Origin of the sequence: Aestuariibaculum suncheonense, from assembly GCF_014596935.1 — a bacterium.
In the GTDB taxonomy this organism is placed as follows: domain Bacteria; phylum Bacteroidota; class Bacteroidia; order Flavobacteriales; family Flavobacteriaceae; genus Aestuariibaculum; species Aestuariibaculum suncheonense.
The window spans coordinates 90,411-115,310 of the sequence record NZ_JACVXC010000007.1; the positions used below are offsets into that span (position 1 = coordinate 90,411).

Consider the following 24,900-nt stretch of genomic DNA (forward strand, 5'->3'; position numbering starts at 1 on the left):
ATGGTTTGTTTATTTAACTAAATTTGTGGTGTCAAAATTACAAACAAAAGTTATCATTTTTAATGAAGAAATCAGAAAATATAGTTGTGGGTATCTCAATTGGGGATTTAAATGGTGTTGGGGGAGAAATTGTTTTGAAAACATTTGAAGATCCTCGAGTGCTGGATTTCTGCACGCCTGTAATTTTTGCATCGGCTAAAGTGATGAATTTTTTAAAGTCACATTTTAAGTCCGAGATAAATTTTAATATTACCAATAGTTTAAACCAAATTGTCCACGGAAAAGTGAATGTTTTTAATAGTTGGAATGAAGCGGTGAACATTGAATTCGGTAAAGAGGACTTGAAAGTCGGAGCCTATTCCATTAAATCGCTGGAATCAGCAACCAAAGCGCTCAAAAGTGGAGATGTTGATGTGTTGATTACGGCCCCAATTAATAAACATAATATACAGTCGGAGGAATTTAAGTTTCCCGGACATACCGATTATTTAGCACAGGAATTAGAAGGAGAAAGCCTCATGTTTATGGTAGCTGATGGCTTGCGAGTTGGTTTGTTAACCGATCATGTGCCTGTAAAAGATGTTGTGAATCATATTACTGAAGATTTAATTATAAATAAGATCAATACGGTTTATAAGTCATTAAAAGTGGACTTTAATATTGTAAGACCGCGGATTGCCGTGTTGGGGATTAATCCGCATACAGGTGATAATGGGGTAATTGGTAATGAAGATGATACGATTTTAAGACCAACCTTAAAAAAGTTAAAAGACGAGGGTAAGTTGGTGTACGGACCCTATGCTGCCGATAGTTTTTTTGGGTCAAATAATTACAAAAGTTTCGATGCTATTGTAGCATCTTACCACGATCAGGGACTCATTCCTTTTAAAACCTTGTCGTTTGGTCAGGGTGTGAATTTTACCGCCGGATTAAATAAAGTTCGTACCTCGCCAGACCATGGAACAGCTTATGAAATCGCAGGAAAAGGCCTAGCGGATGAGAGTTCGTTTAAAGAAGCTTTGTTTACAGCAATTCAGATTTTTAGAAATAGAAATGAGTATGAGGAACTTACGGCGAATCCGTTAAAAAAATCCTCGAAAAAGATATAAACAAAAAAATGTTTATAAGTAATGCTGCTTAAATAAAAATTTATATATTTGCAGGCTCAAAATAGATTTGATAATGAAGCCATTAAAAGAGTATACAATTCCATTTGTAGGGCTAAAATTAGCAAAGCACCATTTTGAGTATGAAATTGAGCAAGTGTTCTTTGATTATTTTGAGTATCAGGAATTTAATGATGTAAAAGTAAAGGTCGATCTTGAGTTAGAAAAGAAATCTACTTTACTGGAATTACACTTTAAAATTTCAGGATTTGTTAATGTTAACTGCGATTTAACTAACGAACCGTACGATCAAAGCATCGAAAATGAGTTCGATTTAGTAGTTAAATTTGGTGATGAGTATAATGATGAAGATGTTAATATTCTAATTGTACCACATGGTACTTACGAAATTAACATACAGCAGCAAATATATGAAACGATTGTGTTAGCTGTGCCTATTAAGCGCGTACATCCTGGAATTAAAGACGGAACATTACATTCAGATATACTTAAAAAGTTAGAAGAATTAAGCCCGAAAGGAAAGAAAGAGAACAAAACAGAGGACGATATTGATCCTCGTTGGAATACATTAAAGAAACTATTAACGGATAAATAACGATAGAAAATGGCACATCCTAAGAGAAAAATCTCGAAAACAAGAAGAGATAAAAGAAGAACCCATTACAAAGCAACTGCGCCACAGATTGCTACATGTCCTACTACAGGTGAGGCTCACTTATATCACAGAGCTCACTGGCATGAAGGAAAACTTTATTACAGAGGTCAAGTATTAATTGACAATTCTGAAGCAGTAGAAAACATAGCATAATAACTATGCGTGCATATAAAAAAACGCTCACATGTGAGCGTTTTTTTTATGATATGCTTTTTCTAAAGCGTAAAAACACGTAATTTGCGAGTTATTAAGCTAATTTTTAGTAATTTTCACAAATTTTGACGTGTTTTTGATCAATTTTAGTGATTTTTCGGTCAATTTAACTATAAAGTTATGAGTAAAATCTCAGCGGCTATAACAGCTGTTGGCGCTTATGTGCCAGAATATGTATTAACCAACCAGATTCTTGAAACAATGGTTGATACAAATGATGAATGGATAACTTCACGTACAGGAATTAAGGAGCGTCGTATTCTTAAAGAAGAAGGAAAAGGGACGTCCTATTTAGCAATTAAAGCTGCACAAGACCTTATCAATAAGAAAGGCATCGATCCTAAAACTATAGAACTTGTTATTGTTGCTACAGCAACACCAGATATGAAAGCGGCTTCAACAGCATCTTTCACGGCTTCAGAAATTGGTGCAACCAATGCATTCTCTTTCGATATGGATGCGGCATGTTCAAGTTTCTTGTATGGTATGTCGGTTGCGGCAAGTTATATCGAATCAGGTCGATATAAAAACGTATTATTAATTGGTGCCGATAAAATGTCGTCAATTATTAATTATGAAGATAGAGCAACCTGTATCATTTTTGGTGATGGTGCAGGAGCAGTTTTGTTTGAACCTAATGAAGAAGGATTAGGACTTCAGGATGAATATTTAAGAAGTGACGGAACGGGTAGAGAATTTTTACAGGCAACTTACGGAGGTTCTGCTTTCCCAATCACCGAAGAAGCTATGGCTAAAGGTGGTCAGTATGCATTCCAGGAAGGACGAACTGTATTTAAAAATGCAGTGTCTAATATGGCAGATGCTACGGTTAAAATTCTAGAGCGCAATAATTTAGATAAAGACAGCGTTGATTGGTTGGTAGCACATCAGGCAAACAAGCGTATTATTGATGCTACGGCACAACGTATTGAGTTAGCTGAAGAAAAAGTATTGATGAATATCGAACGATACGGAAATACAACTTCGGCTACTTTACCGTTATTACTAAGTGATTTCGAGTCTAAGCTTAAAAAAGGAGATAATTTAATTTTTGCCGCTTTTGGTGGCGGATTCAATTGGGGTTCTATTTATTTAAAATGGGCCTATAATTCATAACCCGATAATTAATCAATACAATTATGGACATTAAAGAGATTCAAAACTTAATCAAATTTGTAGCAAAGTCAGGTGCAAGTGAGGTTAAATTAGAGATGGATGACATCAAAATCACCATTAAAACAGGATCAGAAGAGGCAACAACTGTGCAGTATGCTCCAATGCCGGCAGCACAAATTCCACAAGTAGCAGCTCAGGCACCTGCTCAGGTAGCAGAGGCGGCACCAGCAGCAGCTACTCCTGCAGCTCCAGCAGCAGAGGATTCAAAATATATCACTATCAAATCGCCAATTATTGGTACGTTCTATAGAAAACCAGCTCCAGATAAGCCATTATTTGTAGAAGTAGGTCAAACTATAGCAGAAGGTGATGTACTTTGTATCATTGAGGCGATGAAGCTTTTCAATGAAATCGAATCTGAAGTTTCAGGTAAGGTTGTTAAGATTTTAGTTGACGATTCTTCTCCTGTAGAGTTCGATCAGCCGTTATTTTTAGTAGACCCATCATAACCAGTTAAAAGTTCCAGTAAACAAATCTCAAAATCCAATATTTGGAATTTGGCGATTGGAATTTGCAATTTTTAATTCGAAAAAGTTATGTTTAAAAAAATACTGATTGCCAACAGAGGAGAAATAGCACTTCGTGTTATTAGAACCTGTAAAGAAATGGGCATCAAAACGGTTGCAGTATATTCTACAGCCGATGCAGAAAGTTTACACGTAAAGTTTGCTGATGAAGCGGTTTGTATAGGACCGCCTTTAAGTAGCGAGTCTTACCTGAAAATGTCTAACATTATTGCAGCTGCAGAAATTACAAATGCAGATGCGATTCACCCGGGATACGGGTTCTTATCAGAAAACGCTAAGTTTTCTAAAATATGTGAAGAACACGGTATCAAATTTATCGGGGCATCTCCAGAGATGATCGATAAAATGGGAGATAAGGCCAATGCTAAAGCTACAATGAAAGCGGCTGGCGTACCTTGTGTACCAGGAAGTGATGGTGTTATCAAGTCTTACGAAGAGTGTGAAAAAGTAGCTGAAGAAACAGGATTTCCAGTTATGCTTAAAGCTTCTGCCGGTGGTGGAGGTAAAGGAATGCGTGCCGTTTGGAAGAAAGAAGACCTTAGAGCTGCTTGGGATTCTGCACGTCAGGAAAGTAAAGCAGCCTTCGGAAATGACGATATGTACATGGAAAAACTTATTGAAGAGCCAAGACATATTGAAATACAGATCGTTGGAGACTCTACAGGAAAAGCATGTCACCTTTCTGAAAGAGACTGTTCAGTACAACGTCGTCACCAGAAATTAACCGAAGAAACCCCGTCTCCGTTTATGACCGACGAGTTAAGAAACGAAATGGGACTAGCAGCGGTTAGAGCGGCAGAATACATTAAGTATGAAGGTGCTGGAACGATAGAGTTCTTAGTAGATAAACACCGTAACTTCTACTTCATGGAAATGAACACACGTATTCAGGTAGAGCACCCAATTACCGAGCAGGTGATTGATTTCGATCTAATCCGTGAGCAAATATTAGTAGCAGCAGGAGTGCCAATTTCTGGTAAAAACTACTTACCAAACTTACACTCTATCGAATGTCGTATCAACGCCGAAGATCCTTATAACGGATTCCGTCCGTCACCTGGAAAAATTACAACTTTACATGCTCCGGGAGGTCACGGTGTGCGTTTAGATACTCACGTTTACGCTGGGTATACTATTCCGCCAAACTACGATTCTATGATTGCCAAGTTAATTACAACGGCTCAAACGAGAGAAGAAGCGATAAGCAAAATGAAACGTGCTTTAGACGAATTCGTAATCGAAGGTATTAAAACCACGATTCCTTTCCATCGTCAGCTTATGGATAATCCCGATTATGTTGCGGGTAATTATACCACTAAGTTCATGGAAGATTTCGTTATGGAAAAGCCCGCTGAAGACGAATAAAACAATTAAAACTCCGGAAGTCTCTTTCGGAGTTTTTTTATGCTGTTACTTTTCCTTATTAAAGAAGGAGATGTCTGCTCTATTCGCGAGTTTATATTTTAAATAAATGAACTCATGAATACTTGTATTTAGAAAGTCGTTTTTTTATTGTTAATAGTCACTGTTAAAAGAGCTCCAATAATAGTTATATCCTTAACTCGAATTCACTATTTTTACTAAAAACTAACCACAAAAAATAGTGAATCTCTCCTATTGGGAAATAAAATCTTGGCTGAGCAATATCCACTTCACTATTGTGGGCAGTGGTATTGTGGGTTTAACCTGTGCTTTGCAGTTAAAAGAGAGATTCCCAAAAGCCAACATCCTAATTTTAGAACAAGGAGTTTTGCCACAAGGAGCCAGTACAAAAAATGCCGGATTTGCTTGTTTTGGAAGTTTAAGCGAGGTTATAGAGGATTTAAAGATACATACTGAAGATGAGGTCTTGGGGCTTATTAAAAAGCGTGTAGATGGTTTGAATCTATTAAAACAAACCTTAGGCGAAAAGGCATTGGGATACAAAAATTACGGTGGTTACGAATTGTTTTTACAACAGGATGATTTATACGAATCCTGTTTGTCACAAATTCATCAGGTTAATCAGTTTTTAAAGCCCATTTTTAATGTTCCTGTTTACAGTGAAAAGCCCAATAGTTTTCAGTTTAAAAACATAAAAGAGCATTATATATTCAATGCCTTTGAAGGACAAATAGATACAGGCCTTATGATGGAGAGTTTGTTAAAAAAGGCACAATGTATTGGTATAAAAATCTTAAATAATTGTCTTGTAGAAGGTTTCGAAGAGCAAGGGCAATTGGTAAAAATAAAAACTAGTTTTTTTGAATTTTCAAGTTCAAAATTGTTAATTGCTACCAATGGTTTTGCTGAGCAGTTAGTCCACGAGGATGTTAAACCAGCCAGAGCACAGGTGCTCATCACGAAACCCATTAAAAACCTGCGTATTAAAGGTACTTTTCATTTGGATAAAGGCTATTATTATTTCAGGAATATCGATAATCGTATTTTGTTTGGTGGTGGCCGTAACTTGGATTTTAAGGGGGAAGAAACTACAGAATTTGGTCAAACAACACAAATTCAGGATAGCTTGGAAAGGCTTTTAAAAACGGTTATTTTGCCGCATACACCATTTGAAATCGAACATCGATGGAGTGGTATTATGGGCGTTGGCCCTCAGAAAAAAGCTATTGTAAAACCATTGTCTGATCGCGTGTTTTGCGGTGTGCGTTTAGGCGGAATGGGAATCGCTATTGGCAGTCTGGTAGGCAAAGAACTCGCCGATTTAGCACATAATAACTAAAAATAAATTTTAATAATAAATGAAAAAAGGGTTCCGGTTTTTATTAAAAACAATCATGTGGTTTATGGTCATCACTTTTGCTTTTGTGGTCTTATTTAAGTGGGTACCGGTGCCGGTTACACCCCTTATGGTGATTCGCTATTTCGAGCAGGACAGCGAAAAACGAACCTTCTGGAAGCATGATTGGGAATCCATTGATAATATTTCTAAAAACCTGCAATTGGCTGTTATTTGCAGTGAAGATCAGAATTTTTTAAACCATAATGGATTTGATATTGAAGCTATCGAAAAAGCTTTTGAATACAATAAAAAAGGTAAACGGGTGCGTGGAGGAAGTACTATTAGTCAGCAAACGGCAAAGAATGTGTTTTTGTGGCCACAGCGCAGTTGGTTACGAAAAGGCCTAGAAACCTATTTCACGTTTTTAATCGAAGTTATTTGGAGTAAGGAACGCATCATGGAAGTCTATTTGAACAGTATTGAAATGGGTAAGGGAGTCTATGGCGCCGAAGCTGCTGCGCAATACTGGTTTAAAAAACCAGCGGCGCGGTTAACCCAATATGAAGCTGCGGCTATTGCGGCAGTTTTACCGAGTCCGCAACGGTATAAAGCCAGTCCGGCATCGCCCTATATTCAGGGCAGAAAGGCCTGGATTGTAAAGCAAATGCATTTTTACGGACCATTTTCGTATGACAAAAAGTAATCTCGAAATAAAACAGGCATTGTACAAACAATGTGAGGTATCAGTGTCCAATCGTTTCGATACGATTCAAAAGCATATAGCTCAAATTCAGGAATCCCTAACTTCAGAAACCAAAAGCACGGCAGGCGATAAACACGAAACCGGCAGGGCTATGCTGCAGTTGGAACGCGAAAAGGCCGGACAACAACTCGCTGAAATCAATAAAACAAAAGAAGTGCTTTCCAAAGTTGATGTGAAAACGACATCAAAAAAAGTGCGTTTGGGTACTGTGGTATTCACCTCTCAAGTCAATTATTTTATAGCGGTTAGTTTAGGGGAGTTAAAGGTTGATGATGTCGTGTTTTTCGCCATCTCTCCAGGTACGCCAATCGGTAAGTTGTTATTGGGTAAAGAAATAGGCGATGATGTGTATTTTAGAGGACAAGCGTTTAGAATTCTGAATATCATCTGAAAAAACAATAGACTGACATGTAAATAAGAGCTTACATGTTTTCCTTTTTTCATATCTTTAAACATCAACTTTAATAAAACCTGAAACCATGGGAATCTTCGATACCATAAAAGAGAAATTAAGTCACGAATTTATCGATATCATTGAATGGTTAGACTACACAGACGACACCATTTGCTACCGTTTTGAACGTTATCAGAACGAAATAAAGAATAATGCCAAACTTATTGTTCGTGAAGGACAAATGGCGGTTTTTATTAACGAAGGCCAGTTAGCCGATGTGTTTAAACCCGGAACCTATACTTTAAATACGCAAAATTTACCTATTCTTTCAACGCTAAAGGGTTGGAAATATGGTTTCGATAGTCCGTTTAAAGCCGAGGTCTATTTTGTAAATACACATTTGTTTACCGATGAAAAATGGGGAACTAAAAACCCGATTATATTAAACGATGACCGCTTCGGTTTGGTTGAAATTCGTGCCTTTGGTACGTATGCCTTTAAAATCAGCGACGCCGGGAAATTTATTATAGATATTGTTGGAACAGATAATAACTTCACCAATTTTGAAATTAACGAGCATCTTAAAAGTTTAATCGCTACGCGTTTTACAAACACGGTAGGTGAAGCCAGATTGCCTATTGAATTATATGCGGCTAATACTACCGAGTTGTCTGATGCCTGTAAAGCTGTGATGCAATCCGATTTTAATAGCATTGGTATTTCGTTGGAAAAGTTCTTTATTGAAAACGTATCGATGCCTGAAGACCTTAAAAAGGAAATCTTCGAGTATAGTAGAATTGATAAATTGGACCTTGATAAACTAACTAGATTTAAAGCAGCTAAAGCTATTGAAGCAGCTGCGAATAATGATGGCGGTACGGCCGGTGCCGGAATGGGCATGGGCATGGGCTTTGCTTTAGCGCAACAAATGGGTAATATCATGCAACCTCAAAATGTAAATACGAATCCCGCGACTCAGCCTTCTGCTGCGGTACCCCCGCCAATGCCTGCGGCAATTCAATATTATTATGCGTTTAACGGAACGCAGGCAGGACCGGTGTCTTTTGAGCAACTTCAAACCTTATTTGCCGGACGCACCGTTAACAAAGAGACTTTGGTGTGGAAACAGGGAATGAGCGATTGGAAACCTTTAAAAGAAGTTGATGAACTTAAGGCGTTTTTAGGAGGCAATACACCACCGCCATTACCTCAATAATAGATGCTTGATTTTAATTTTATGAGTTAGTTCATGGAAGATATAAAAAGCCAAAAATCTGAACTAAAAAAAGCATGTGTTAACTGTGGAGCAGAATTGCTCTATGCGCCGGGAACAACAACATTGGTTTGTGAGTATTGCAGTTATGAAGAAACGATACAACCTTTAAATGAAAGCTTTGAGGAGCTGGAGTTGAAGCCTTATTTGGAAAAAATTGGCGGGCAATCACATAGCGAAGAAATTGCTATGTTGCAATGTAAAAACTGTGGTGCCAATCAGCATATTGAAGAGCATTACAAATCTTTGCATTGTATTTATTGCAGTATGCCGCTCATTATTGAAGATGCTTACAAGGAGGAATGGATTTTACCAGGTGCCGTATTGCCTTTTCAGATTGATCATAAAAAAGCACACCTCATTTTTAAAAGCTGGGTAAAAGGCTTGTGGTTTGCACCAAATAAATTAAAGAAGGCGGTTTTAAATCCTGAGCTTGTAAGAGGGTTGTATCTGCCGTATTGGACTTTCGACGCCTATTTAAATGCCGATTATACGGGGCAGCGTGGAGACTATTATTATGTAAATGTACCGTATACCACCACCCAGAATGGTAAAACAGTCACGCGTACACGTCAGGAGCGACGAACCCGATGGTCCTATGCCAGCGGACATGTAAACGGATTTGTAGATGATACTTTAGTAAGAGGGTCTAGGCAAAACACGGGAAATATACCGTCGAAAATTACACGTTGGGATTTAAAAAAATTAAAGGCTTTCGATAGCAGTTACCTTTCTGGTTTCGTTACTGAAAAGTATACGATTTCATTAAAAGACGGACATTTAAAATCTACAGACGAAGCCCGTAAAATTGCCGAACTTTGGGCAAGACGTGATATTGGTGGTGATACGCAGCGTGTGTCTTCCATTGATATGGAATTGAGTAATGAAACGTTTAAGCATATTTTATTACCTGTTTACATAAGCACCTACAAGTTTAATGGAAAGCGTTATAACTTTTATGTGAATGGCGAAAACGGAAGCATTTCCGGAGACCGACCATATTCCTTCTGGAAAATTTTTTTAACGGTCATTGTAGTGCTTATCGTTATTGTGTTAATAGCCCAATTTGCCAAGTAAATATTTATAATAGTACCAAGTGGTGTGAAAAGTAATGAGCAATAGTCATTACGAGAAATTTATGTTTCGAAGTAATTTCATAATCAATGACTTGGTTTTTAAATATTCCTTAAGTTTATTCGGAATAACTACTTTTTAGACCATTTTGGTTTAATATTATGAGGAAACATTTAAAGAGATGGACGCTCCGATGTTTAAAGCGCTCTCATGTTCAAAAAACACGTTTGTACCATTTAAATCGGCTTCAATAAGATAGGAAGTCCCTTTAAAATAGTTTTGCTTTACAGTTGCTTTCAGAGAGCCTTTGTCATGTAGTTTTAATTGATGGGCATAGATGATTCCATAATTTTCAAGGTCATTATATTCCCCAAAAAAGGAGGCGATTAATTTGTTTTTCGGATTCTTAAAAAGATTTTCAGGCGTGTCCTGAGCCATAATTTTGGCATCGTGAAGCACAATCATCTGGTCTGAAAACGATAACACGTCGTCTTTATCATGTGTCGCGACAATACAGGTAATGTGATGGTCTTTTAAATATTTAAACAGGCTGCGTCTGAGTGATTGTTTTTTAAAGTTATCAATATGGCTAAAGGGTTCGTCTAATAACAAAATTTCCGGTTCTTTAGCTATTGCCCTGGCAATAGCTACCCGTTGTTTTTGTCCGCCACTTAATTCTTTCACTTTAATGTTGGCATAGGGCTCTAACTCTACCACTTTAAGAAGTTCGTTTATGCGCGCCTGTTTTTCCTCAGGGTAAAAATTGGATAAAAAGGCACCAATATTTTCAGCTACTGTAATATAAGGCATTAGGTCGAATTCCTGAGCAACATATTTCATGAAGTCATAGCCAACAACTAGATTGTAATCCGGACCCAAAACTTCAGTGTCTTTCCAGAAAATTTGTCCTGCAGGTAAATCGTAATAACCGTAAAGTAACTTTAAAAGTGTGCTTTTTCCGGAACCACTTTCACCAATAATAGACAAGTGTTCACCTGGTTTTGCAGTAAATGAAATATGGTTTAAAATAGCCTGTTCCTTGTAATGAAACGATAGGTTTTTTATCTGTAACATATGGTAAAAGTAGGTTAAATAATCTTTGAAAATAAAGGGGCGTAATCTATCATGTGGTTACACCTTCTAAATGCTCTTCAATTGTTTTAGGTAAGGTTTTAAAGCCCATGTTATAAAATGTAAAGCCAAAAATATCGGCATATTCTTCTATGGTTTTGCTTACCGGGGTGCCTGCACCGTGTCCGGCATTGGTTTCAATACGAATCAGGGTTGGATTGTTACCGGTTTGCTTGCTTTGTAATTCTGCTGCAAATTTAAAACTATGAGCAGGCACCACGCGATCGTCATGATCACCGGTAGTGATTAAGGTTGCCGGATATGCAATGCCTGATTTTATATTGTGTAACGGTGAGTAGCCCTTTAAGTATTCAAACATGTCTTTACTGTCTTCGGCGGTGCCGTAATCGTAAGCCCAACCGGCGCCAGCAGTAAAGGTATGGTAGCGCAACATATCTAAAACACCAACGGCAGGTAAAGCCACCTTGGCTAAATCAGGACGTTGTGTCATTACAGAACCAACTAATAAACCACCATTTGAGCCCCCTCGCAGGGCTAAATAGTCAGAACTTGTATAGTGGTTATCGATCAGATATTCCGCGGCAGCGATAAAATCGTCGAATACATTTTGCTTTTGTAATTGGGTGCCGGCATCATGCCATTCACGGCCATATTCGCCACCACCACGTAAATTAGGAACGGCTAAAATACCGCCTTGTTCCAGCCAAATGGCATTGGTGATGCTAAAAGCCGGGGTTAAACTAATATTGAATCCGCCATAACCATAAAGGATGGTTGGATTTTTTCCATTGAATTCAATACCGTTTTTATAAGTAATGAGCATCGGTATTTTTGTGCCGTCTTTTGAGGTGTAAAATACCTGTTTGCTGTCGTATTGATTAGGATTAAAATCAATAGCAGGTTGCCAGTAGGTTTTGGTCTCACCGGTTTCTGGTTCGAGTTCAAAAATGCTGGCGGGTGTTTTATAATTGGTAAAACTGAAATATAATTTTGAAGCCTCTTGTTTTCCTGAAAAACCACTGGCTGTCCCTAATCCGGGAAGATCGATGTCTCTGATGTGATTGCCTGTCCAGTCGTATTGCTTAACCTGAGAGATGGCGTCTATCATATAATGCGCAAATAAATAGCCACTGCCCTTGGTTGGGGTGAGGACATAATCGGTTTCCAGAATAAAGTCTTCCCAGTGTTCTGGTGTCGGATTTGAAGCATCTACTTTTACGATGCGTCGGTTTGGCGCATCGAGATTAGTCACCAAAAACAGGGTAGAACCTTCGTTGTGAACAACAAAGGTATCACTGCTATCGTTGTCTAAAATAGTAATGAAACCACCATTAGGAACCGATAAATCTTTTATTAAAAGCTTATTGCCAGAGGTAGAAATTCTCGGAATGATGATTAAGAAACGATTATCGCGAGTCACATGCGCATTGATATAACGGTGTTTTTCTTCAGCTGTGCCCCCGAATATAAGGACATCATCTTTTTGAGAAGTGCCTAAGGCATGATAGTACACTTTATGCTGATCGGTTTTTGCCGAAAGTTCACTGCCTTCAGGTTTGTCGTAACTGGAATAGTAAAAGCCTTCGTCTTTATACCAAGAAAGGGAGCTGAATTTTATATCCACCAAAGGCGTTTCCAACGGCGCTTTGGTTTCGGCATTTAAAATAATGACTTTTCGCCAGTCGCTTCCGCCTTCAGAAATGGAATAGGCTAGTAATTTGCCGCTTTTTGAAAAGCTTAATTCATCCAGAGATATCGTGCCGTCTTTGGAAAAGGTATTGGGATCCAGAAAAATTTCAGGGTCATCATGTTCTGTTCTCCTGTAAATGACACTTTGATTTTGCAGACCATCATTCTTAGAGAAATAGGTGTAATTACCTTCAGTAAAAGGCGCACCAATTTTTTCGTAATTCCATAAATGCGATAGTCGATTTTTAAGTGTTTTCCTGAACGGAATAGTATTCAGGTAATCAAAAGTAGTCTGATTTTGTACTTTTACCCAGGCTTCTGTTTCCGCACTTCGGTCGTCTTCCAACCAACGAAAAGGATCTTTTACATCAACACCAAAATAAGTATCTACAACATCAACAGGTTTTGTTTTCGGGTATTTCACAGGCTATTATTCTCAAGAGTTTACTCGATAATCGAGATTTAAATGTTCTGAATCTTACGTCTAAATAAAATTCTTTTTCTATAAATACCTCTTAGGCTTGCAAAGAGGATGTATTAATTTGTTAAATATTCAAAAATCGGTTTGAAAAAACAACTAAAAATTGAATCGATAAAATCAAAAATAACGAAAATACCTTAGTTTACGTTGTTCGTCTTAAAAGTTTATATTTTCGATTTTAATTATCTTACTTTATCGTTTTAATACAATTTGATTTATGAATAAAATGCTAATCGCAGGACTGTTTTTAGTCTGTTCACTGTCGGTATGCGCTCAGGCCGAGGTTACCGAGCAAGAAATTGAAAGCCATATTAAATTTTTAACCTCTGAGAAAAATGGGGGACGCTATCCAGGAACGAAAGCTAATAAACGCGTTGTAAAGTATCTAATAAAGGATTTTAAATCTAATGGAATTCAGGGTTCTAAACAAGGTTATAAGCAACCTTTTAAAGCCAAGTTGCGTGTAGCCAAAGGTGAAGCAGAAAAACCATTGGTGCCGACATGTAATGTGGTTGGGTTTATTGAAGGAAACGACCCGGTATTGAAGAATGAATACATTGTATTAGGAGCACATTACGATCATTTGGGATTGGGCGGACCATCATCGAAATCGGATAAAAAGAATGCCATTCACTTTGGAGCCGATGATAATGCTAGCGGAACAGCCGCCTTATTGGAGATATCTGAAAAACTGACGGCGCATAAAGCCGAGTTGAAACGTAGTGTTATGTTCATTGCTTTTGGTGCCGAAGAGCAAGGCTTGTTGGGAAGTAAATATTTTACCGAACATCCGTTGGTACCTCTTGAAAATATTAAGCTAATGATTAATATGGACATGGTTGGAAGACTTAATGATAAGAAGCAGGTGTATATGGGGGGCGCAGGAACCTTTCCAGGAGGGGTTGATTTTATGAAGGATTTAGGCGTGTCGTTAGGATTAAATCCGGGAGTTCATCCGGGAGGTGTTGGTGGTTCAGACCACGTGTCGTTCTATAAAAAAGGTATTTCCGTTTTAGGAATGCATACCGGAGGGCATCCGCAATATCATACTCCTGAAGATACTTTAGAACTGATTAACTTACCGGGAGAAAAAATGGTTTGTGAGTATATTTTTCAAACGATTTTAAGAAAAGCGTCTTCAACAGAGAAGATATATTTTATTAATCAGGATTAATATTATAATAGTTGGTCTATCGTAATTGTTATTTAAGTGACTTTAAATTAGTTGTTTGTTAAGGTCTCTAAAAGTTCCATAATTTTTTCTTTTTTGAGAATATGCATGCCTAATCTTTCATTGGATATTCCGTTTTTTAATTTATAATTATAATTTGGTATATCATTATTTAGTTCGGAATCAAAATATTTGAATTTAATGTTTTTATTGTTGATGAGTTTTTCGGCGACTTCAGTAACGTGTGTAGAGATAAAAAAAGTACTTTCGGAGATGTTGGCAAAAGATTTTGTTATTAATAAAGAGCCATCAAAAGCATCTTTAACGTTAGTTCCTCTAAACAATTCATCAAATATTATAAACAAGTTTTTTTTCTGTTTGATTTTTATGAGTGTTTCTTTAATACGGTTGACCTCGCTATAGAAATGACTATGTCCTAAATTTATATCATCTGATAAATTTATGGTTGTAATAATTCCATTATAAATTGAGGTTGTCATTTTTGTTGCGGGAATAGGAAAACCTAGATGAGCTAAATAAATAGATAAGCCAACTGACTTTAGAAATGTTGATTTACCTGCCATATTAGGACCTGTTAAAAAGCATAAGTTTGTTGGGCTTTTAATGTTAATTGTATTAGGGATTGCTTTTTCTAATAAAGGGTGATAAAGATCTTCAACGTATAGACAGGAAATTTTTGAATTTGAATAAGTTGGAAAAGCTAAATTTTTTAGTTTTGAAATTTTAGCAATTGAAACGAAGGCGTCTAAGGAATAAACAATTTCTATAATTTTACTTATTTCATTTTTATATTTTTTACGGAATAGATTATCTAACTTATTTGTTTTTAAGGGTCTTTTTATGGTGCTTTTGTTGTATATTGGTTTAAAGTCATGATTGTTTATTATCTCTAAAATGTATTCTTGGTAAGAATTGAGTTCGTTAGGTAAGTTATTTTTATTTAATGAAACCATTTTCACTTTGAGTTCAACTAATAAATTTATTAAATGTTGAATTCCTGTTTTTATTATATAGTAGTCATTTGTTGGTTTGATACGATAAGATAAATCCTGAAAAAGAGCATCTAAGCGAGTGTTTGGTAAAGGAGCGATGCCTAATCTTTTATAGTGCTCAATATAGTCTAATTGACTATAATTAAGTTTTAAATCAAAATCTGTATCTGCTAAGAACTTAATTAGTTCGGTTCTTTGATTCAACTTATTGATATCCGCAATCGGATTATTCATGAGGTCAATTAAAAAATTCTTTCCGCCAAGTGTTTTAGTTTCATCATAAAAACTTAAAATCGAATTAGTATTTCTACTATTAGAAAAAATCCCTAAGTCTTTTTTTGTTTGTTTATCTAATTCGAATTCAGTCATCAAGAACATTTTTAATTTTACATAAATGTAAGATAATAATGTTTTGTAATAAATGCCTACAAGTTAATTTAAAATAAAAAGCTCCTGTATTTTTACAGGAGCTTCACATAGTCTCATCTAGTTTTACTGTTATACCAGGTTGTTTTCAACTAAGTATTCAGCAATTTGAATGGTGTTTGTTGCAGCGCCTTTACGTAAGTTGTCGGCAACAATCCACATGTTTAATGTATTTGGTTGAGATTCATCACGTCTTAAACGACCAACAAAAACCTCATCTTTATCGTGCGCTAAAATTGGCATTGGGTACGTGTTTGTAGCAGTATTATCCTGTAAAACAACACCCGGAGTTTCACTGATTAACTGTCTGACTTCTGCTAAATCGAAATCGTTTTCAAACTGTACGTTTACAGATTCACTGTGTCCACCTGAAGTAGGAATACGAACCGCAGTAGCTGTTACAGCGAAAGAACTGTCACCAAAGATTTTTTGAGGTTCTTTGGCTAATTTCATCTCTTCTTTAGTGTAGCCGTTTTCCATGAACACATCACAGTGCGGTAATGCATTTCTACCAATTGGATAAGGATACGCCATTTCACCTTCAACACCAGCAATCTCGTTTTCTAACTGTTGTACCGCTTTAACTCCAGTACCTGAAACCGATTGGTAAGTTGATACCACGATACGCTTCATTTTGTAAGCTTCGTGAAGTTTAGATAACGCCAACACCATCTGAATGGTAGAACAGTTAGGGTTAGCTATAATTTTATCGTCTTTAGTTAATTCTCCAGCATTAATTTCAGGAACAATTAATTTTTTTGTTGGGTCCATTCTCCAGGCTGAAGAGTTATCTACTACAGTAGTTCCTGCCTCTGCGAATTTAGGAGCCCATTCTAAAGAAGTGTCTCCACCTGCTGAAAAGATAGCTATTTGTGGTTTTGCAGCCACAGCATCAGCTAAACCAATAACGGTTAATTCTTCTCCTTTAAATGATATTTTTTTACCTACAGAACGCTCTGAAGCGACTAATAATAATTCTGTAACAGGAAAGTTACGTTCTTCTAATACTTTTAGCATCACTTCGCCAACCATACCAGTGGCGCCAACAACAGCTACTTTCATCTTTTATAATTGTTTAAAATCTTGTTCTTTAAATTTTCGAGTGACAAAACTAACTATTAATTCCATGTTAAAAATAAAAAAAAGCCTTAGATTATTTAAAACCAAGGCTTTTTAACAACAAATAACACATTGTTATTTATTTAACATTTAGTTATTTTTTAAGCAGATCGCGGATTTCTGCCAGTAAATCTTCTTGAGATGGACCTTTTGGAGCTTCTGGTGCTGGTTCTTCTTTCTTCTTCATTTTATTCACACCTTTTACCAACATAAACATAACAAAAGCTACGATAACAAAGTCGATAACGTTAGTCATGAAGGCTCCCCAAAGTACAGAAACTTCACCTTCTAAAACACCATCGGCATTGGCAACACCTTCTGAGATTACCCATTTTAAATCTTTGAAATCGGATTTGAAAATTAAACCAATAAGTGGCGAAACAATACCGCCGGTAAACGACGTCACCACTTCTTTAAATGCGGCACCCATGACAAAACCGACAGCGATGTCAACCAGATTGCCTTTCATGGCAAATTCTTTAAACTCTTTTAACATATGAAGTTCTTTTATAGTTAGTGAATGACTAAAGTAATTAAAATCTTTAAAACTTGTAAACGATTTATTTCAAAAATACCCGTTTTACACGTTGAGAAACAGCGGTTAACAATTCGTAAGAAATGGTTCGGGCTGTTTCGGCCAAGTCTTCGGCGGTGTTTTGGGCATCAAAAAGGATGGCTTCATCGCCTTCTTTACAATCAATATTGGTAATATTAACCATAATCATATCCATACACACGTTCCCAACAATAGGGGCTTTTTTGCCATTGATAATCACATAGCCTTTACCGTTGCCGTATGGTCTGCCAATACCATCGGCGTGACCTAAAGGTAAGGTGGCTGTTTTAACTGGAGTTTCACTAATAAATGCGCGATTATAACCTACAGATTCGCCGGGTTGAATATGATGAATTTGAGAAATAACGGTTTTTAAAGTGCTTATAGGTTTAAGGTTTCTATTTTCTTTTTCTGAATTTCCGTAACCGTAAAGTCCAATGCCGCTTCTTACCATATCGAAATGGGCTTCCGGATAATTTAAAATTCCTGAAGTATTACACATATGCATCATAGGTTTAAAACTAATCGCTTCCGTTAAGATTTCTGCAATGCGTTTAAAAGTGTTGATTTGATTTAACGTGAAATCGCGTTCGTTTAAATCTTCACTGGCTGCTAAATGTGAAAAGATGGATGTCAGTTTAATTACAGAAGTTGCTTTTAAAGTTTCAGCTAAATAATTGACTTGAGATTCAGAAAAACCTAATCGGTTTAATCCCGTGTTAAATTTAACATGCACCGGATAATTGCTGTAGTTTAAACGGGAAGCGACTTCTATAAATTCTTCTAAAATTTTCGGACTGTATAAATTAGGTTCCAGTTGGTGTTCGATTAATGTAGAAAAACTTACTGTTTGCGGATGCAATACCAAAATAGGTTTGGTAATACCGGCGTTGCGAAGTGCAACACCTTCATTCGTGTAAGCAACGGCAAAATAATCGACGTTTAAATGTTGCAAATGGTTGGCGATTTCACAGGCATCACTACCATAAGCAAAAGCCTTAACCACAGCTAAAAATTTTGTTTGCTGGGGGATGCGTGACTTTAAATGGTTTAAGTTGTGTTCGAGGGCTTTTAAATCGATTTCTAAAATGGTCTCTTCCGCTTTAGGCATTGGTGTCGGTATCTTTGGGTTTGGGAGTAAGTTGTTCTGCATCGTTTACTTTGATGTTTCGTACTTTATCGCGCATGGTGGCTTTATAGTACGCAGCTCGGCTTAAAGGTTCGTATTCTTCGGTTTCTCCTAAAAGCACCAGGCTGTCGTTGGTAGATTTTCTGTAGCTGTATTGGGCTAAATTACCAGTACGGGTACATACGGCATGTACTTTGGTTACGTATTCGGCAGTCGCCATGAGGTTCGGCATAGGGCCAAACGGATTGCCTTTAAAATCCATGTCTAAGCCCGCCACAATTACACGAACCCCTTTATTGGCTAAATCATTACAAATGCGTACGATTTCATCATCAAAAAACTGTGCCTCATCTATACCCACCACATCACAGCCATCGGCTAAAATAGGGATGTTGGCAGCAGCTGGAACAGGTGTGGATCGAATTTCATTAGCGTCATGCGATACCACCATGTCATGATTGTAACGCGTATCGATGGCCGGTTTGAAAATTTCGACTTTCTGCCTAGCAAACTGGGCACGCTTTAATCGGCGGATGAGTTCTTCGGTTTTTCCGGAAAACATTGATCCACAGATGACTTCTATCCATCCAAATTGTTCTTTATGATTTACTGTATTTTCAAGAAACATTTTGTAAATTTAACACTAAAATAAAGCGATTATATGTTTGTATAAAGGTGGAGTAAATTTATTAAAAATCAAAAGCCCGAATCACATTAATTTTAAATTTATAGCTATGAAGAAGAAACTTGAATCTGAGTTAGTCAGTATTGCACATAGAATTCTTAAACTTAAAGGAAGAGAAGATGTTATTAAAATGCATGCCGAAGCAACGCTTCTTCTTGAAAAGTTATCGGTACTAAAATTTGCCTACGAAAATTATGATGGCGAGCTACCATCGGTTTCTGATGAGACATCATTTTTTGGGGTTATAGACTCAGCCTTTAATGATAAGATTAGTGATAATCGGGAAATAGACGACAGATTGTTTATCAACCTTGATGAAAAGGAAGATGATGGTATAATGGAACCAGCCATTGAAAAAATAAAAAACATGGTGGCCTTTATGCCGGATATCGAAGAGAAGCCAGATTCTGTTTTAGAAGATATTTTGCCAAAAACACAGTATCATAAAAACGATCTGGAAGATTTGACTGCCGATTTTAAAAATATGCCTATTTTCGACCCCGTTCCAAAAGAGCAGAATGGTCATGCCAACGAAAAAAAATCGTTGAACGATAAACTTAAAAATGGTGGTTTGGCCATAGGCTTAAACGATAAGTTAGCCTTTATAAAGCATTTGTTTGAAGGTAATGGTGCCGATTACGATCGTGTTATTTCGCAAATCAATACCATAGGTTCGTTTAATGAAGCTAAGCAGTTTATAGAAACCATGGTGAAACCAGACCACAACGATTGGGCAAACAAAGACGAGTTCGAGATGCGATTTATGGAGATTATTGAAGGTAAATTTAATTAATGAGCAAACTTTACATAGTACCCACACCTATTGGGAATTTAAAAGACATGACTTTTAGAGCCATTGAGGTTTTAAAGGAAGTCGATTTAATATTAGCTGAAGATACCCGAACATCCGGGAAACTTCTAAAACATTTTGAAATTTCAACCCATATGCAGTCGCATCACATGCACAACGAGCATAAAACAGTTGAAACCATTATCGAAAAATTAAAAAGCGGCACAACCGTTGCTTTAATCAGCGATGCCGGAACACCCGCAATTTCCGATCCCGGATTTCTATTAACCCGCGCTTGTATTGAAAATGACATAGAAGTAGACTGTTTGCCTGGAGCAACAGCCTTTGTACCTGCCTTGGTAAATTCAGGAATGCCAAATGATAAGTTTGTTTTCGAAGGATTCTTGCCCGTAAAAAAAGGGCGCCAAACCCGTTTTTTACTACTGGCAGAAGAAACCCGTACCATGATTTTCTATGAAAGTCCGCATAAACTGGTGAAAACCTTGGCGCATTTTTGTGAGTATTTTGGGGAGGATAGGCAGGTTTCAGTATCTCGAGAGCTTACCAAATTATACGAAGAAACCGTACGAGGGACAGCCAAAGAGGTTTTAGAGCACTACACCAACAAACCGCCTAAAGGCGAAATTGTGGTTGTAGTAGCCGGAAAAGGAAAGTAAATGTGTACGTATTATCCATTTTGGTAGGCTGATCTCGAGTCATTCAGAAGTATAGATGAAGTATGGATATAGTATTAAAACCATAAACTTTAAGATTGAATTCATGTAATACCTGAAAGGGAAGTGAATACATAAAATTACAATAGAAATTTATTAAAATGACATTAGAAACATTTAAAGCTAAACTACAAAGTACCCCTGAAGCTGTTGAATTTAATGATACTATGGCTGCAATTGAAACCAATTTTGAATTCACACCAACCGCATTTAAAAACGGAGAATTACAAAATGAAGCCGGACAAAACTCGGGGTCTTGTAAATTATTCGCTTTTGCAAAACACCAAAACTTTACAAAAGAAGAAACCTTAGCCTGCTTTGGTAAATTCTATTTTGATGAGGTACTAAACGATCCTGACGGAACAGGGCACCAAAACATTAGAAACTTTATGAAAACCGGTTTTGAAGGTTTAACTTTTGAAGGTGAGCCTTTGGCTGCTAAATAAACGGTTCATATAAATTTTAGATTTAAAAAACGCTTTAATATCTTAGAGATTCTAAAGCGTTTTTGTTTTAAAAGATACCTTAAATGCAAGACTTATTAGAAAACATAAAGCAATGCACCTTGTGTAAAGATGTACTGCCTTTAGGACCGAGACCAGTTATGGCAGCGCATCCGGAGTCTAAAATAGTTATTGTAGGTCAGGCACCGGGAACCAAAGTGCATGCCTCGGGTATTCCGTGGAATGATGCCAGCGGAAAGCAATTACGAAATTGGTTGGGTGTTACTGCCGAGCAGTTTTATAATCCTAAGCAGTTTGCCATTATACCTATGGGGTTTTGTTATCCCGGTAAAGGAAAGTCCGGCGATTTACCACCACGACCAGAATGTGCGCCACAGTGGCATCAATCTTTATTTGATGCATTAAAACAGGTGGAGTTAGTTCTTTTAATTGGTATGTATGCCCAGAATTATTACTTAAAAAATCAAGCTAAGAATACCTTAACCGAAACGGTTAAAAACTATTGTTCTTATTTGCCTAAATATTTGCCCTTACCACACCCATCACCTCGTAATCGGTTTTGGTTAACTAAAAATCCGTGGTTCGAAACTGAGGTTTTACCAGAGCTTAAAACGAGAGTTCATAATATTCTTTAAACATGTTTACCCTTATCCCAGCCATGTTTACCTAAATAGTGTTCTCCAGAATCAATTGCGCCCGATTCTATGGTTGTGGCCATGCTGTCGTTCCATCGGTTTAAATATCCGAACAGCGAAATCACACCTAACATTTCAACAATTTCACCTTCATTCCAATGTTCATATAAGCGGGTTTTAATAGTTTCGTCAACGGCATTGGGAACTTGTGATGCCGCTAAACTAAAATCTAAAGCAGCGCGTTCGGCATCACTAAAGGCAGGATGTGTGCGATACTCCCATATGTTATCGAGTTGTTCTTGTTCGGCTCCGTAACGTTCGGCAGCGCGTATAGCATGCGCCTGACAATATCTGCAACCCGCCGCATTACTACTCACCCAGGCAATCATGCGTTTTAAAGCCGATGTAACCCGACCCTTATTTGCCATAACGGCTTTATTCAGGTTTATAAATGCCTGACTGATTTCGGGTCGATGTTGCATGGTGAGCACAGAGTTTGGGCAAAAGCCAAGGGTTTCATTAAAGAACTCGGACAGCTGCTTGGTTTCTGAATCGTGATCGGCAGATAATGGCGAAACTAAAGGCATAAATTTATTTTTTAGTAGTATTTTTGATATCTACAAGTAACAAAAAATATTTCACAAACTATGACAAATCATATTACTACAACCTGGCTTGGAAACATGAAATTCGAGAGTACAAATCCGTCTGGACACAATCTGTTTATTGATGCAGGTCCTGAAAACGATGGTAATGGAGAAGGTTACCGTCCTAAGGCTTTGATGTTATCTGGATTGGCAGGTTGTTCAGGTTTAGATGTCGCTGCTTTAATTAAAAAGATGAAACTTGATGTCGCTGATTTTAAAATTGAAATCGAAGCAAATTTAACTGAAGAACACCCTAAATATTACGATAAAGTAGCTATGAATTTTCATTTTTTTGGCGATAATCTTGATGAGAAAAAGTTACAAAGAGCAGTAGACTTATCGGTTGAAAAATATTGTGGCGTTATGGAAATGTTCCGCCAGTTTGCCGATGTTAAAGTCAACACTTTTTTTAATAAATAAAACCGACTACCATTGAATACCTTTAAAATCTTTTTCTGTATTGTTTTCATTAGTTTATTGGGGCAATCGCAAGAAAAAACACATGTTATTTCGCATAATGGAGAAACCATCGTTACCGATCCGTCAAAAGGAAGCAATAGTTATAAACGAATAGCGGTTTTTCCAAAAGCTTCAGAAGCTATTCGAAGCATCATTCTAAATTTAAAATTCGAGTGCCCAGATAAAATGCGTTGTGCCGATTGGGATTATGTCGATCATATTAAAGCGCGTCAAAAAAATGATACCACCGTTTACGAAATTGCCCGTATGTTAACACCATATGGAGGTTTTTTTCAAAAAGACTGGGGGTTTGAGTGGCGTGTAGATGTTACCGATTTTAGTTTGATTTTAAGGGATGAGGTGGAAATTGATTATATACACACCGGCTATGAAGATAATAAAACCCGAGGATGGAAAGTCACTGTAGATTTCGAAATTACCTACGGAACACCGGTGGCGAATCCGTTAGCGATTCATAAGGTTTACGACGGAAATTTTAAGTATGGATATAAAGACGACCCTATTGAAAAGCATTTGGTGCCTGTAACCTTTAAAGCGCATGCTAAAACCGCATTTTCTAAACTGAAGATTCTTCAAACAGGCCATGGTATGGATGCTAATGGTTGTGGTGAATTTTGTAGTAAGTATAGAGATATTGAGTTTAATGGAGAGGTTATTGACCATAAAGACTTATGGATGGAATGTGGTGATAATCCATTATTTCCTCAGGCTGGTACTTGGATTTTCGATCGAGCGAACTGGTGTCCGGGTTATTTGTTACAACCCGATGAGGTGATGTTGAATACCACTGCAGGAACACCATATACGGTAGATATTAATATGGAACCTTACGAAACCGAAAAGCCAAGTGCTAACGAGTTGCTATCGGCTATTGTTGTGGAGTACGAAGCTCCAAATGCGAAAAATGACGTTACGTTGGTCGATATCATACAACCGTCTACACGCTTAATCCATAGTCGTAAAAATCCATTTGGAGGATTGCCAGTTATTCAAGTAAAGAATAATGGTAGCGATGTGTTAAAGAAAATGGCCATTCAGTATTTCATTGAAGGTGAAAAGCCTCAAAAATATCAATGGACCGGCCATTTAAATTTTGGAGATGAAGCGGCTATCACATTGCCAACAGAGGTGTTTAGTAAGCAGCAATATGCTAAATTTCACGTGATTTTGTCAAAACCTAATGGAAAACGTGACGAATTTAAGGCAGATAATGCTTTAGTGTCAGATTATGAACGTCCGGATATTTTTCCAGACACAGTTGTCGTTCATTATAAAACGAACAATAAACCTTGGCAAAATACCTATAGTATTCAAAACAGTTTTGGAGAAGTAGTTTTTGCCAAAGATAGTATTAACATGAAACCGAGTACGGTATATCACGATACCATTGCTTTGAAATCGGGTAATTATAATTTTAAATTCAATGATTCTGAAGGAGACGGATTAGAGTTCTGGTTCAAGGCCAAAGATGGTCGTGGTGAAGTAAAATTATTAGATGTTAAAGGTAAAGCCATAAAACAATTCGGTTCAGATTTTGGTAGCGATATTAATTATTATTTCTCGGTACAACCCGATATGGATTACGAATTAGATAATAAGCCATCTGTAGGTGTTTTTCCAGCGCGAACACAAGGTCCTTTAACACTCGATTACTTTTGCAATTTGCCTGCTGAAGTCAAAGTGCTTTTCGTTGATCAGGAAAATGAAACTGATGTTGTAGAAACACATTCTTATAAAAATTTCAGTCAGGGCTCTTTGTCATACGATTTATCGTATTTACCTGCCAAACGTTATTACATTAAGGTGTTTGTAAATGGTGAAGAAGTGTACAAAAACAGAATACGTTTAAAAGAATAAAAGAACTA

General features: G+C 37.1%; 26 protein-coding genes. 18 read left to right on the forward strand and 8 right to left on the reverse strand.

Features of this window, described 5'->3' with window-relative positions; all coding sequences use genetic code 11:
• The first annotated feature begins 62 nt into the window (after positions 1 to 62).
• From pdxA to ICJ84_RS15155, 11 genes are all read left to right on the forward strand, one after another.
• Positions 63 to 1,109 carry a 4-hydroxythreonine-4-phosphate dehydrogenase PdxA gene (gene pdxA / locus ICJ84_RS15105; protein WP_188217256.1) on the forward strand — a complete coding sequence of 349 codons (1,047 nt, stop codon included), beginning with the start codon at positions 63 to 65 and terminating at the stop codon, positions 1,107 to 1,109.
• Between the two features lie 73 nt (positions 1,110 to 1,182).
• On the forward strand, positions 1,183 to 1,722 hold the full coding sequence (locus ICJ84_RS15110; RefSeq protein WP_188217257.1) for a YceD family protein: 540 nt from the start codon (positions 1,183 to 1,185) through the stop codon (positions 1,720 to 1,722).
• Positions 1,723 to 1,731: 9 nt separating this feature from the next.
• Complete coding sequence (gene rpmF / locus ICJ84_RS15115) at positions 1,732 to 1,935, forward strand: 50S ribosomal protein L32 (protein ID WP_027138009.1); 204 nt, start codon at positions 1,732 to 1,734, stop codon at positions 1,933 to 1,935.
• A gap of 180 nt (positions 1,936 to 2,115) precedes the next feature.
• A complete protein-coding gene (locus tag ICJ84_RS15120; RefSeq protein ID WP_188217258.1) occupies positions 2,116 to 3,111 on the forward strand; it encodes a beta-ketoacyl-ACP synthase III in 996 nt (331 codons plus the stop codon).
• Between the two features lie 23 nt (positions 3,112 to 3,134).
• Positions 3,135 to 3,620: an acetyl-CoA carboxylase biotin carboxyl carrier protein gene (accB, locus tag ICJ84_RS15125; protein WP_188217259.1), complete on the forward strand. Its 486-nt coding sequence runs from the start codon at positions 3,135 to 3,137 to the stop codon at positions 3,618 to 3,620.
• Positions 3,621 to 3,707: 87 nt separating this feature from the next.
• Positions 3,708 to 5,063, forward strand: coding sequence for an acetyl-CoA carboxylase biotin carboxylase subunit (gene accC, locus ICJ84_RS15130; RefSeq protein ID WP_188217260.1), 1,356 nt, complete (start codon positions 3,708 to 3,710; stop codon positions 5,061 to 5,063).
• A gap of 238 nt (positions 5,064 to 5,301) precedes the next feature.
• Entirely contained in the window at positions 5,302 to 6,420 is a 1,119-nt protein-coding gene (locus ICJ84_RS15135) for an NAD(P)/FAD-dependent oxidoreductase (RefSeq protein ID WP_188217261.1), read from the forward strand.
• 19 nt (positions 6,421 to 6,439) lie between these two features.
• Positions 6,440 to 7,123, forward strand: coding sequence for a monofunctional biosynthetic peptidoglycan transglycosylase (mtgA, locus tag ICJ84_RS15140; RefSeq protein WP_188217262.1), 684 nt, complete (start codon positions 6,440 to 6,442; stop codon positions 7,121 to 7,123).
• A complete protein-coding gene (locus ICJ84_RS15145; protein WP_188217263.1) occupies positions 7,110 to 7,574 on the forward strand; it encodes a GreA/GreB family elongation factor in 465 nt (154 codons plus the stop codon). Before mtgA ends, ICJ84_RS15145 begins: the two co-directional genes overlap by 14 nt.
• An 88-nt stretch (positions 7,575 to 7,662) precedes the next feature.
• Positions 7,663 to 8,793: an SPFH domain-containing protein gene (locus ICJ84_RS15150; RefSeq protein ID WP_188217264.1), complete on the forward strand. Its 1,131-nt coding sequence runs from the start codon at positions 7,663 to 7,665 to the stop codon at positions 8,791 to 8,793.
• Positions 8,794 to 8,826: 33 nt separating this feature from the next.
• On the forward strand, positions 8,827 to 9,927 hold the full coding sequence (locus ICJ84_RS15155) for a DNA helicase PriA (RefSeq protein ID WP_188217265.1): 1,101 nt from the start codon (positions 8,827 to 8,829) through the stop codon (positions 9,925 to 9,927).
• A 156-nt stretch (positions 9,928 to 10,083) separates the two neighbouring features.
• Here the strand turns inward: ICJ84_RS15155 and ICJ84_RS15160 are convergent, their stop codons facing one another.
• Positions 10,084 to 10,998, reverse strand: a complete 915-nt coding sequence (locus ICJ84_RS15160; protein ID WP_188217266.1) for an ABC transporter ATP-binding protein — start codon at positions 10,996 to 10,998, stop codon at positions 10,084 to 10,086.
• Positions 10,999 to 11,047: 49 nt separating this feature from the next.
• A complete protein-coding gene (locus tag ICJ84_RS15165) occupies positions 11,048 to 13,129 on the reverse strand; it encodes a prolyl oligopeptidase family serine peptidase (protein ID WP_188217267.1) in 2,082 nt (693 codons plus the stop codon).
• Between the two features lie 274 nt (positions 13,130 to 13,403).
• Here ICJ84_RS15165 and ICJ84_RS15170 point away from each other — a divergent pair, with 274 nt between their 5' ends.
• A complete protein-coding gene (locus ICJ84_RS15170; protein ID WP_188217268.1) occupies positions 13,404 to 14,360 on the forward strand; it encodes a M28 family metallopeptidase in 957 nt (318 codons plus the stop codon).
• A gap of 47 nt (positions 14,361 to 14,407) precedes the next feature.
• Here ICJ84_RS15170 and ICJ84_RS15175 read toward each other — a convergent pair whose 3' ends face one another.
• The 5 genes from ICJ84_RS15175 to ICJ84_RS15195 all read right to left on the reverse strand — a co-directional run bounded on the left by ICJ84_RS15175 (position 14,408) and on the right by ICJ84_RS15195 (position 19,228).
• On the reverse strand, positions 14,408 to 15,739 hold the full coding sequence (locus ICJ84_RS15175) for a MutS-related protein (protein ID WP_188217269.1): 1,332 nt from the start codon (positions 15,737 to 15,739) through the stop codon (positions 14,408 to 14,410).
• A 129-nt stretch (positions 15,740 to 15,868) separates the two neighbouring features.
• Complete coding sequence (locus ICJ84_RS15180; RefSeq protein WP_188217270.1) at positions 15,869 to 16,858, reverse strand: aspartate-semialdehyde dehydrogenase; 990 nt, start codon at positions 16,856 to 16,858, stop codon at positions 15,869 to 15,871.
• Between the two features lie 151 nt (positions 16,859 to 17,009).
• The gene (mscL, locus tag ICJ84_RS15185) at positions 17,010 to 17,411 is read right to left on the reverse strand and encodes a large-conductance mechanosensitive channel protein MscL (protein WP_188217271.1); all 402 of its coding nucleotides are present in this window, start codon (positions 17,409 to 17,411) and stop codon (positions 17,010 to 17,012) included.
• A gap of 64 nt (positions 17,412 to 17,475) precedes the next feature.
• Positions 17,476 to 18,582 carry an alanine racemase gene (gene alr / locus ICJ84_RS15190; protein ID WP_188217340.1) on the reverse strand — a complete coding sequence of 369 codons (1,107 nt, stop codon included), beginning with the start codon at positions 18,580 to 18,582 and terminating at the stop codon, positions 17,476 to 17,478.
• Positions 18,575 to 19,228, reverse strand: a complete 654-nt coding sequence (locus ICJ84_RS15195; RefSeq protein ID WP_188217272.1) for a thymidine kinase — start codon at positions 19,226 to 19,228, stop codon at positions 18,575 to 18,577. Before ICJ84_RS15195 ends, alr begins: the two co-directional genes overlap by 8 nt.
• A gap of 106 nt (positions 19,229 to 19,334) precedes the next feature.
• Between ICJ84_RS15195 and ICJ84_RS15200 the strand changes: the two genes are divergently transcribed.
• The 4 genes from ICJ84_RS15200 to ICJ84_RS15215 all read left to right on the forward strand — a co-directional run bounded on the left by ICJ84_RS15200 (position 19,335) and on the right by ICJ84_RS15215 (position 21,908).
• Positions 19,335 to 20,078: a hypothetical protein gene (locus tag ICJ84_RS15200; protein ID WP_188217273.1), complete on the forward strand. Its 744-nt coding sequence runs from the start codon at positions 19,335 to 19,337 to the stop codon at positions 20,076 to 20,078.
• Complete coding sequence (gene rsmI / locus ICJ84_RS15205; protein WP_188217274.1) at positions 20,078 to 20,752, forward strand: 16S rRNA (cytidine(1402)-2'-O)-methyltransferase; 675 nt, start codon at positions 20,078 to 20,080, stop codon at positions 20,750 to 20,752. Before ICJ84_RS15200 ends, rsmI begins: the two co-directional genes overlap by 1 nt.
• A 158-nt stretch (positions 20,753 to 20,910) precedes the next feature.
• Entirely contained in the window at positions 20,911 to 21,255 is a 345-nt protein-coding gene (locus tag ICJ84_RS15210) for a HopJ type III effector protein (protein ID WP_188217275.1), read from the forward strand.
• Between the two features lie 83 nt (positions 21,256 to 21,338).
• Complete coding sequence (locus tag ICJ84_RS15215; protein ID WP_188217276.1) at positions 21,339 to 21,908, forward strand: uracil-DNA glycosylase family protein; 570 nt, start codon at positions 21,339 to 21,341, stop codon at positions 21,906 to 21,908.
• Here ICJ84_RS15215 and ICJ84_RS15220 read toward each other — a convergent pair.
• On the reverse strand, positions 21,905 to 22,495 hold the full coding sequence (locus tag ICJ84_RS15220) for a carboxymuconolactone decarboxylase family protein (protein ID WP_188217277.1): 591 nt from the start codon (positions 22,493 to 22,495) through the stop codon (positions 21,905 to 21,907). The two genes, ICJ84_RS15215 and ICJ84_RS15220, sit on opposite strands and share 4 nt — an antisense overlap.
• 60 nt (positions 22,496 to 22,555) lie before the next feature.
• On the opposite strand from ICJ84_RS15220, the gene ICJ84_RS15225 reads away from it, so the two are divergent.
• Together ICJ84_RS15225 and ICJ84_RS15230 are read left to right on the forward strand one after the other, a co-directional pair.
• Positions 22,556 to 22,975, forward strand: a complete 420-nt coding sequence (locus ICJ84_RS15225; RefSeq protein ID WP_188217278.1) for an OsmC family protein — start codon at positions 22,556 to 22,558, stop codon at positions 22,973 to 22,975.
• A 12-nt stretch (positions 22,976 to 22,987) separates the two neighbouring features.
• Positions 22,988 to 24,892: a peptide-N-glycosidase F-related protein gene (locus ICJ84_RS15230; protein ID WP_188217279.1), complete on the forward strand. Its 1,905-nt coding sequence runs from the start codon at positions 22,988 to 22,990 to the stop codon at positions 24,890 to 24,892.
• Positions 24,893 to 24,900 lie beyond the last annotated feature (8 nt).

Bases quoted from the DNA above. Each gene is read 5' to 3' on its own strand.
- pdxA (WP_188217256.1), top strand. From the start codon at position 63: ATGAAGAAATCAGAAAATATAGTTGTGGGTATCTCAATTGGGGATTTA.
- ICJ84_RS15110 (WP_188217257.1), top strand. From the start codon at position 1,183: ATGAAGCCATTAAAAGAGTATACAATTCCATTTGTAGGGCTAAAATTA.
- rpmF (WP_027138009.1), top strand. From the start codon at position 1,732: ATGGCACATCCTAAGAGAAAAATCTCGAAAACAAGAAGAGATAAAAGA.
- ICJ84_RS15120 (WP_188217258.1), top strand. From the start codon at position 2,116: ATGAGTAAAATCTCAGCGGCTATAACAGCTGTTGGCGCTTATGTGCCA.
- accB (WP_188217259.1), top strand. From the start codon at position 3,135: ATGGACATTAAAGAGATTCAAAACTTAATCAAATTTGTAGCAAAGTCA.
- accC (WP_188217260.1), top strand. From the start codon at position 3,708: ATGTTTAAAAAAATACTGATTGCCAACAGAGGAGAAATAGCACTTCGT.
- mtgA (WP_188217262.1), top strand. From the start codon at position 6,440: ATGAAAAAAGGGTTCCGGTTTTTATTAAAAACAATCATGTGGTTTATG.
- ICJ84_RS15145 (WP_188217263.1), top strand. From the start codon at position 7,110: ATGACAAAAAGTAATCTCGAAATAAAACAGGCATTGTACAAACAATGT.
- ICJ84_RS15150 (WP_188217264.1), top strand. From the start codon at position 7,663: ATGGGAATCTTCGATACCATAAAAGAGAAATTAAGTCACGAATTTATC.
- ICJ84_RS15155 (WP_188217265.1), top strand. From the start codon at position 8,827: ATGGAAGATATAAAAAGCCAAAAATCTGAACTAAAAAAAGCATGTGTT.
- ICJ84_RS15160 (WP_188217266.1), bottom strand. From the start codon at position 10,998: ATGTTACAGATAAAAAACCTATCGTTTCATTACAAGGAACAGGCTATT.
- ICJ84_RS15170 (WP_188217268.1), top strand. From the start codon at position 13,404: ATGAATAAAATGCTAATCGCAGGACTGTTTTTAGTCTGTTCACTGTCG.
- ICJ84_RS15175 (WP_188217269.1), bottom strand. From the start codon at position 15,739: ATGACTGAATTCGAATTAGATAAACAAACAAAAAAAGACTTAGGGATT.
- ICJ84_RS15180 (WP_188217270.1), bottom strand. From the start codon at position 16,858: ATGAAAGTAGCTGTTGTTGGCGCCACTGGTATGGTTGGCGAAGTGATG.
- mscL (WP_188217271.1), bottom strand. From the start codon at position 17,411: ATGTTAAAAGAGTTTAAAGAATTTGCCATGAAAGGCAATCTGGTTGAC.
- alr (WP_188217340.1), bottom strand. From the start codon at position 18,582: ATGCCTAAAGCGGAAGAGACCATTTTAGAAATCGATTTAAAAGCCCTC.
- ICJ84_RS15195 (WP_188217272.1), bottom strand. From the start codon at position 19,228: ATGTTTCTTGAAAATACAGTAAATCATAAAGAACAATTTGGATGGATA.
- ICJ84_RS15200 (WP_188217273.1), top strand. From the start codon at position 19,335: ATGAAGAAGAAACTTGAATCTGAGTTAGTCAGTATTGCACATAGAATT.
- rsmI (WP_188217274.1), top strand. From the start codon at position 20,078: ATGAGCAAACTTTACATAGTACCCACACCTATTGGGAATTTAAAAGAC.
- ICJ84_RS15210 (WP_188217275.1), top strand. From the start codon at position 20,911: ATGACATTAGAAACATTTAAAGCTAAACTACAAAGTACCCCTGAAGCT.
- ICJ84_RS15215 (WP_188217276.1), top strand. From the start codon at position 21,339: ATGCAAGACTTATTAGAAAACATAAAGCAATGCACCTTGTGTAAAGAT.
- ICJ84_RS15220 (WP_188217277.1), bottom strand. From the start codon at position 22,495: ATGCCTTTAGTTTCGCCATTATCTGCCGATCACGATTCAGAAACCAAG.
- ICJ84_RS15225 (WP_188217278.1), top strand. From the start codon at position 22,556: ATGACAAATCATATTACTACAACCTGGCTTGGAAACATGAAATTCGAG.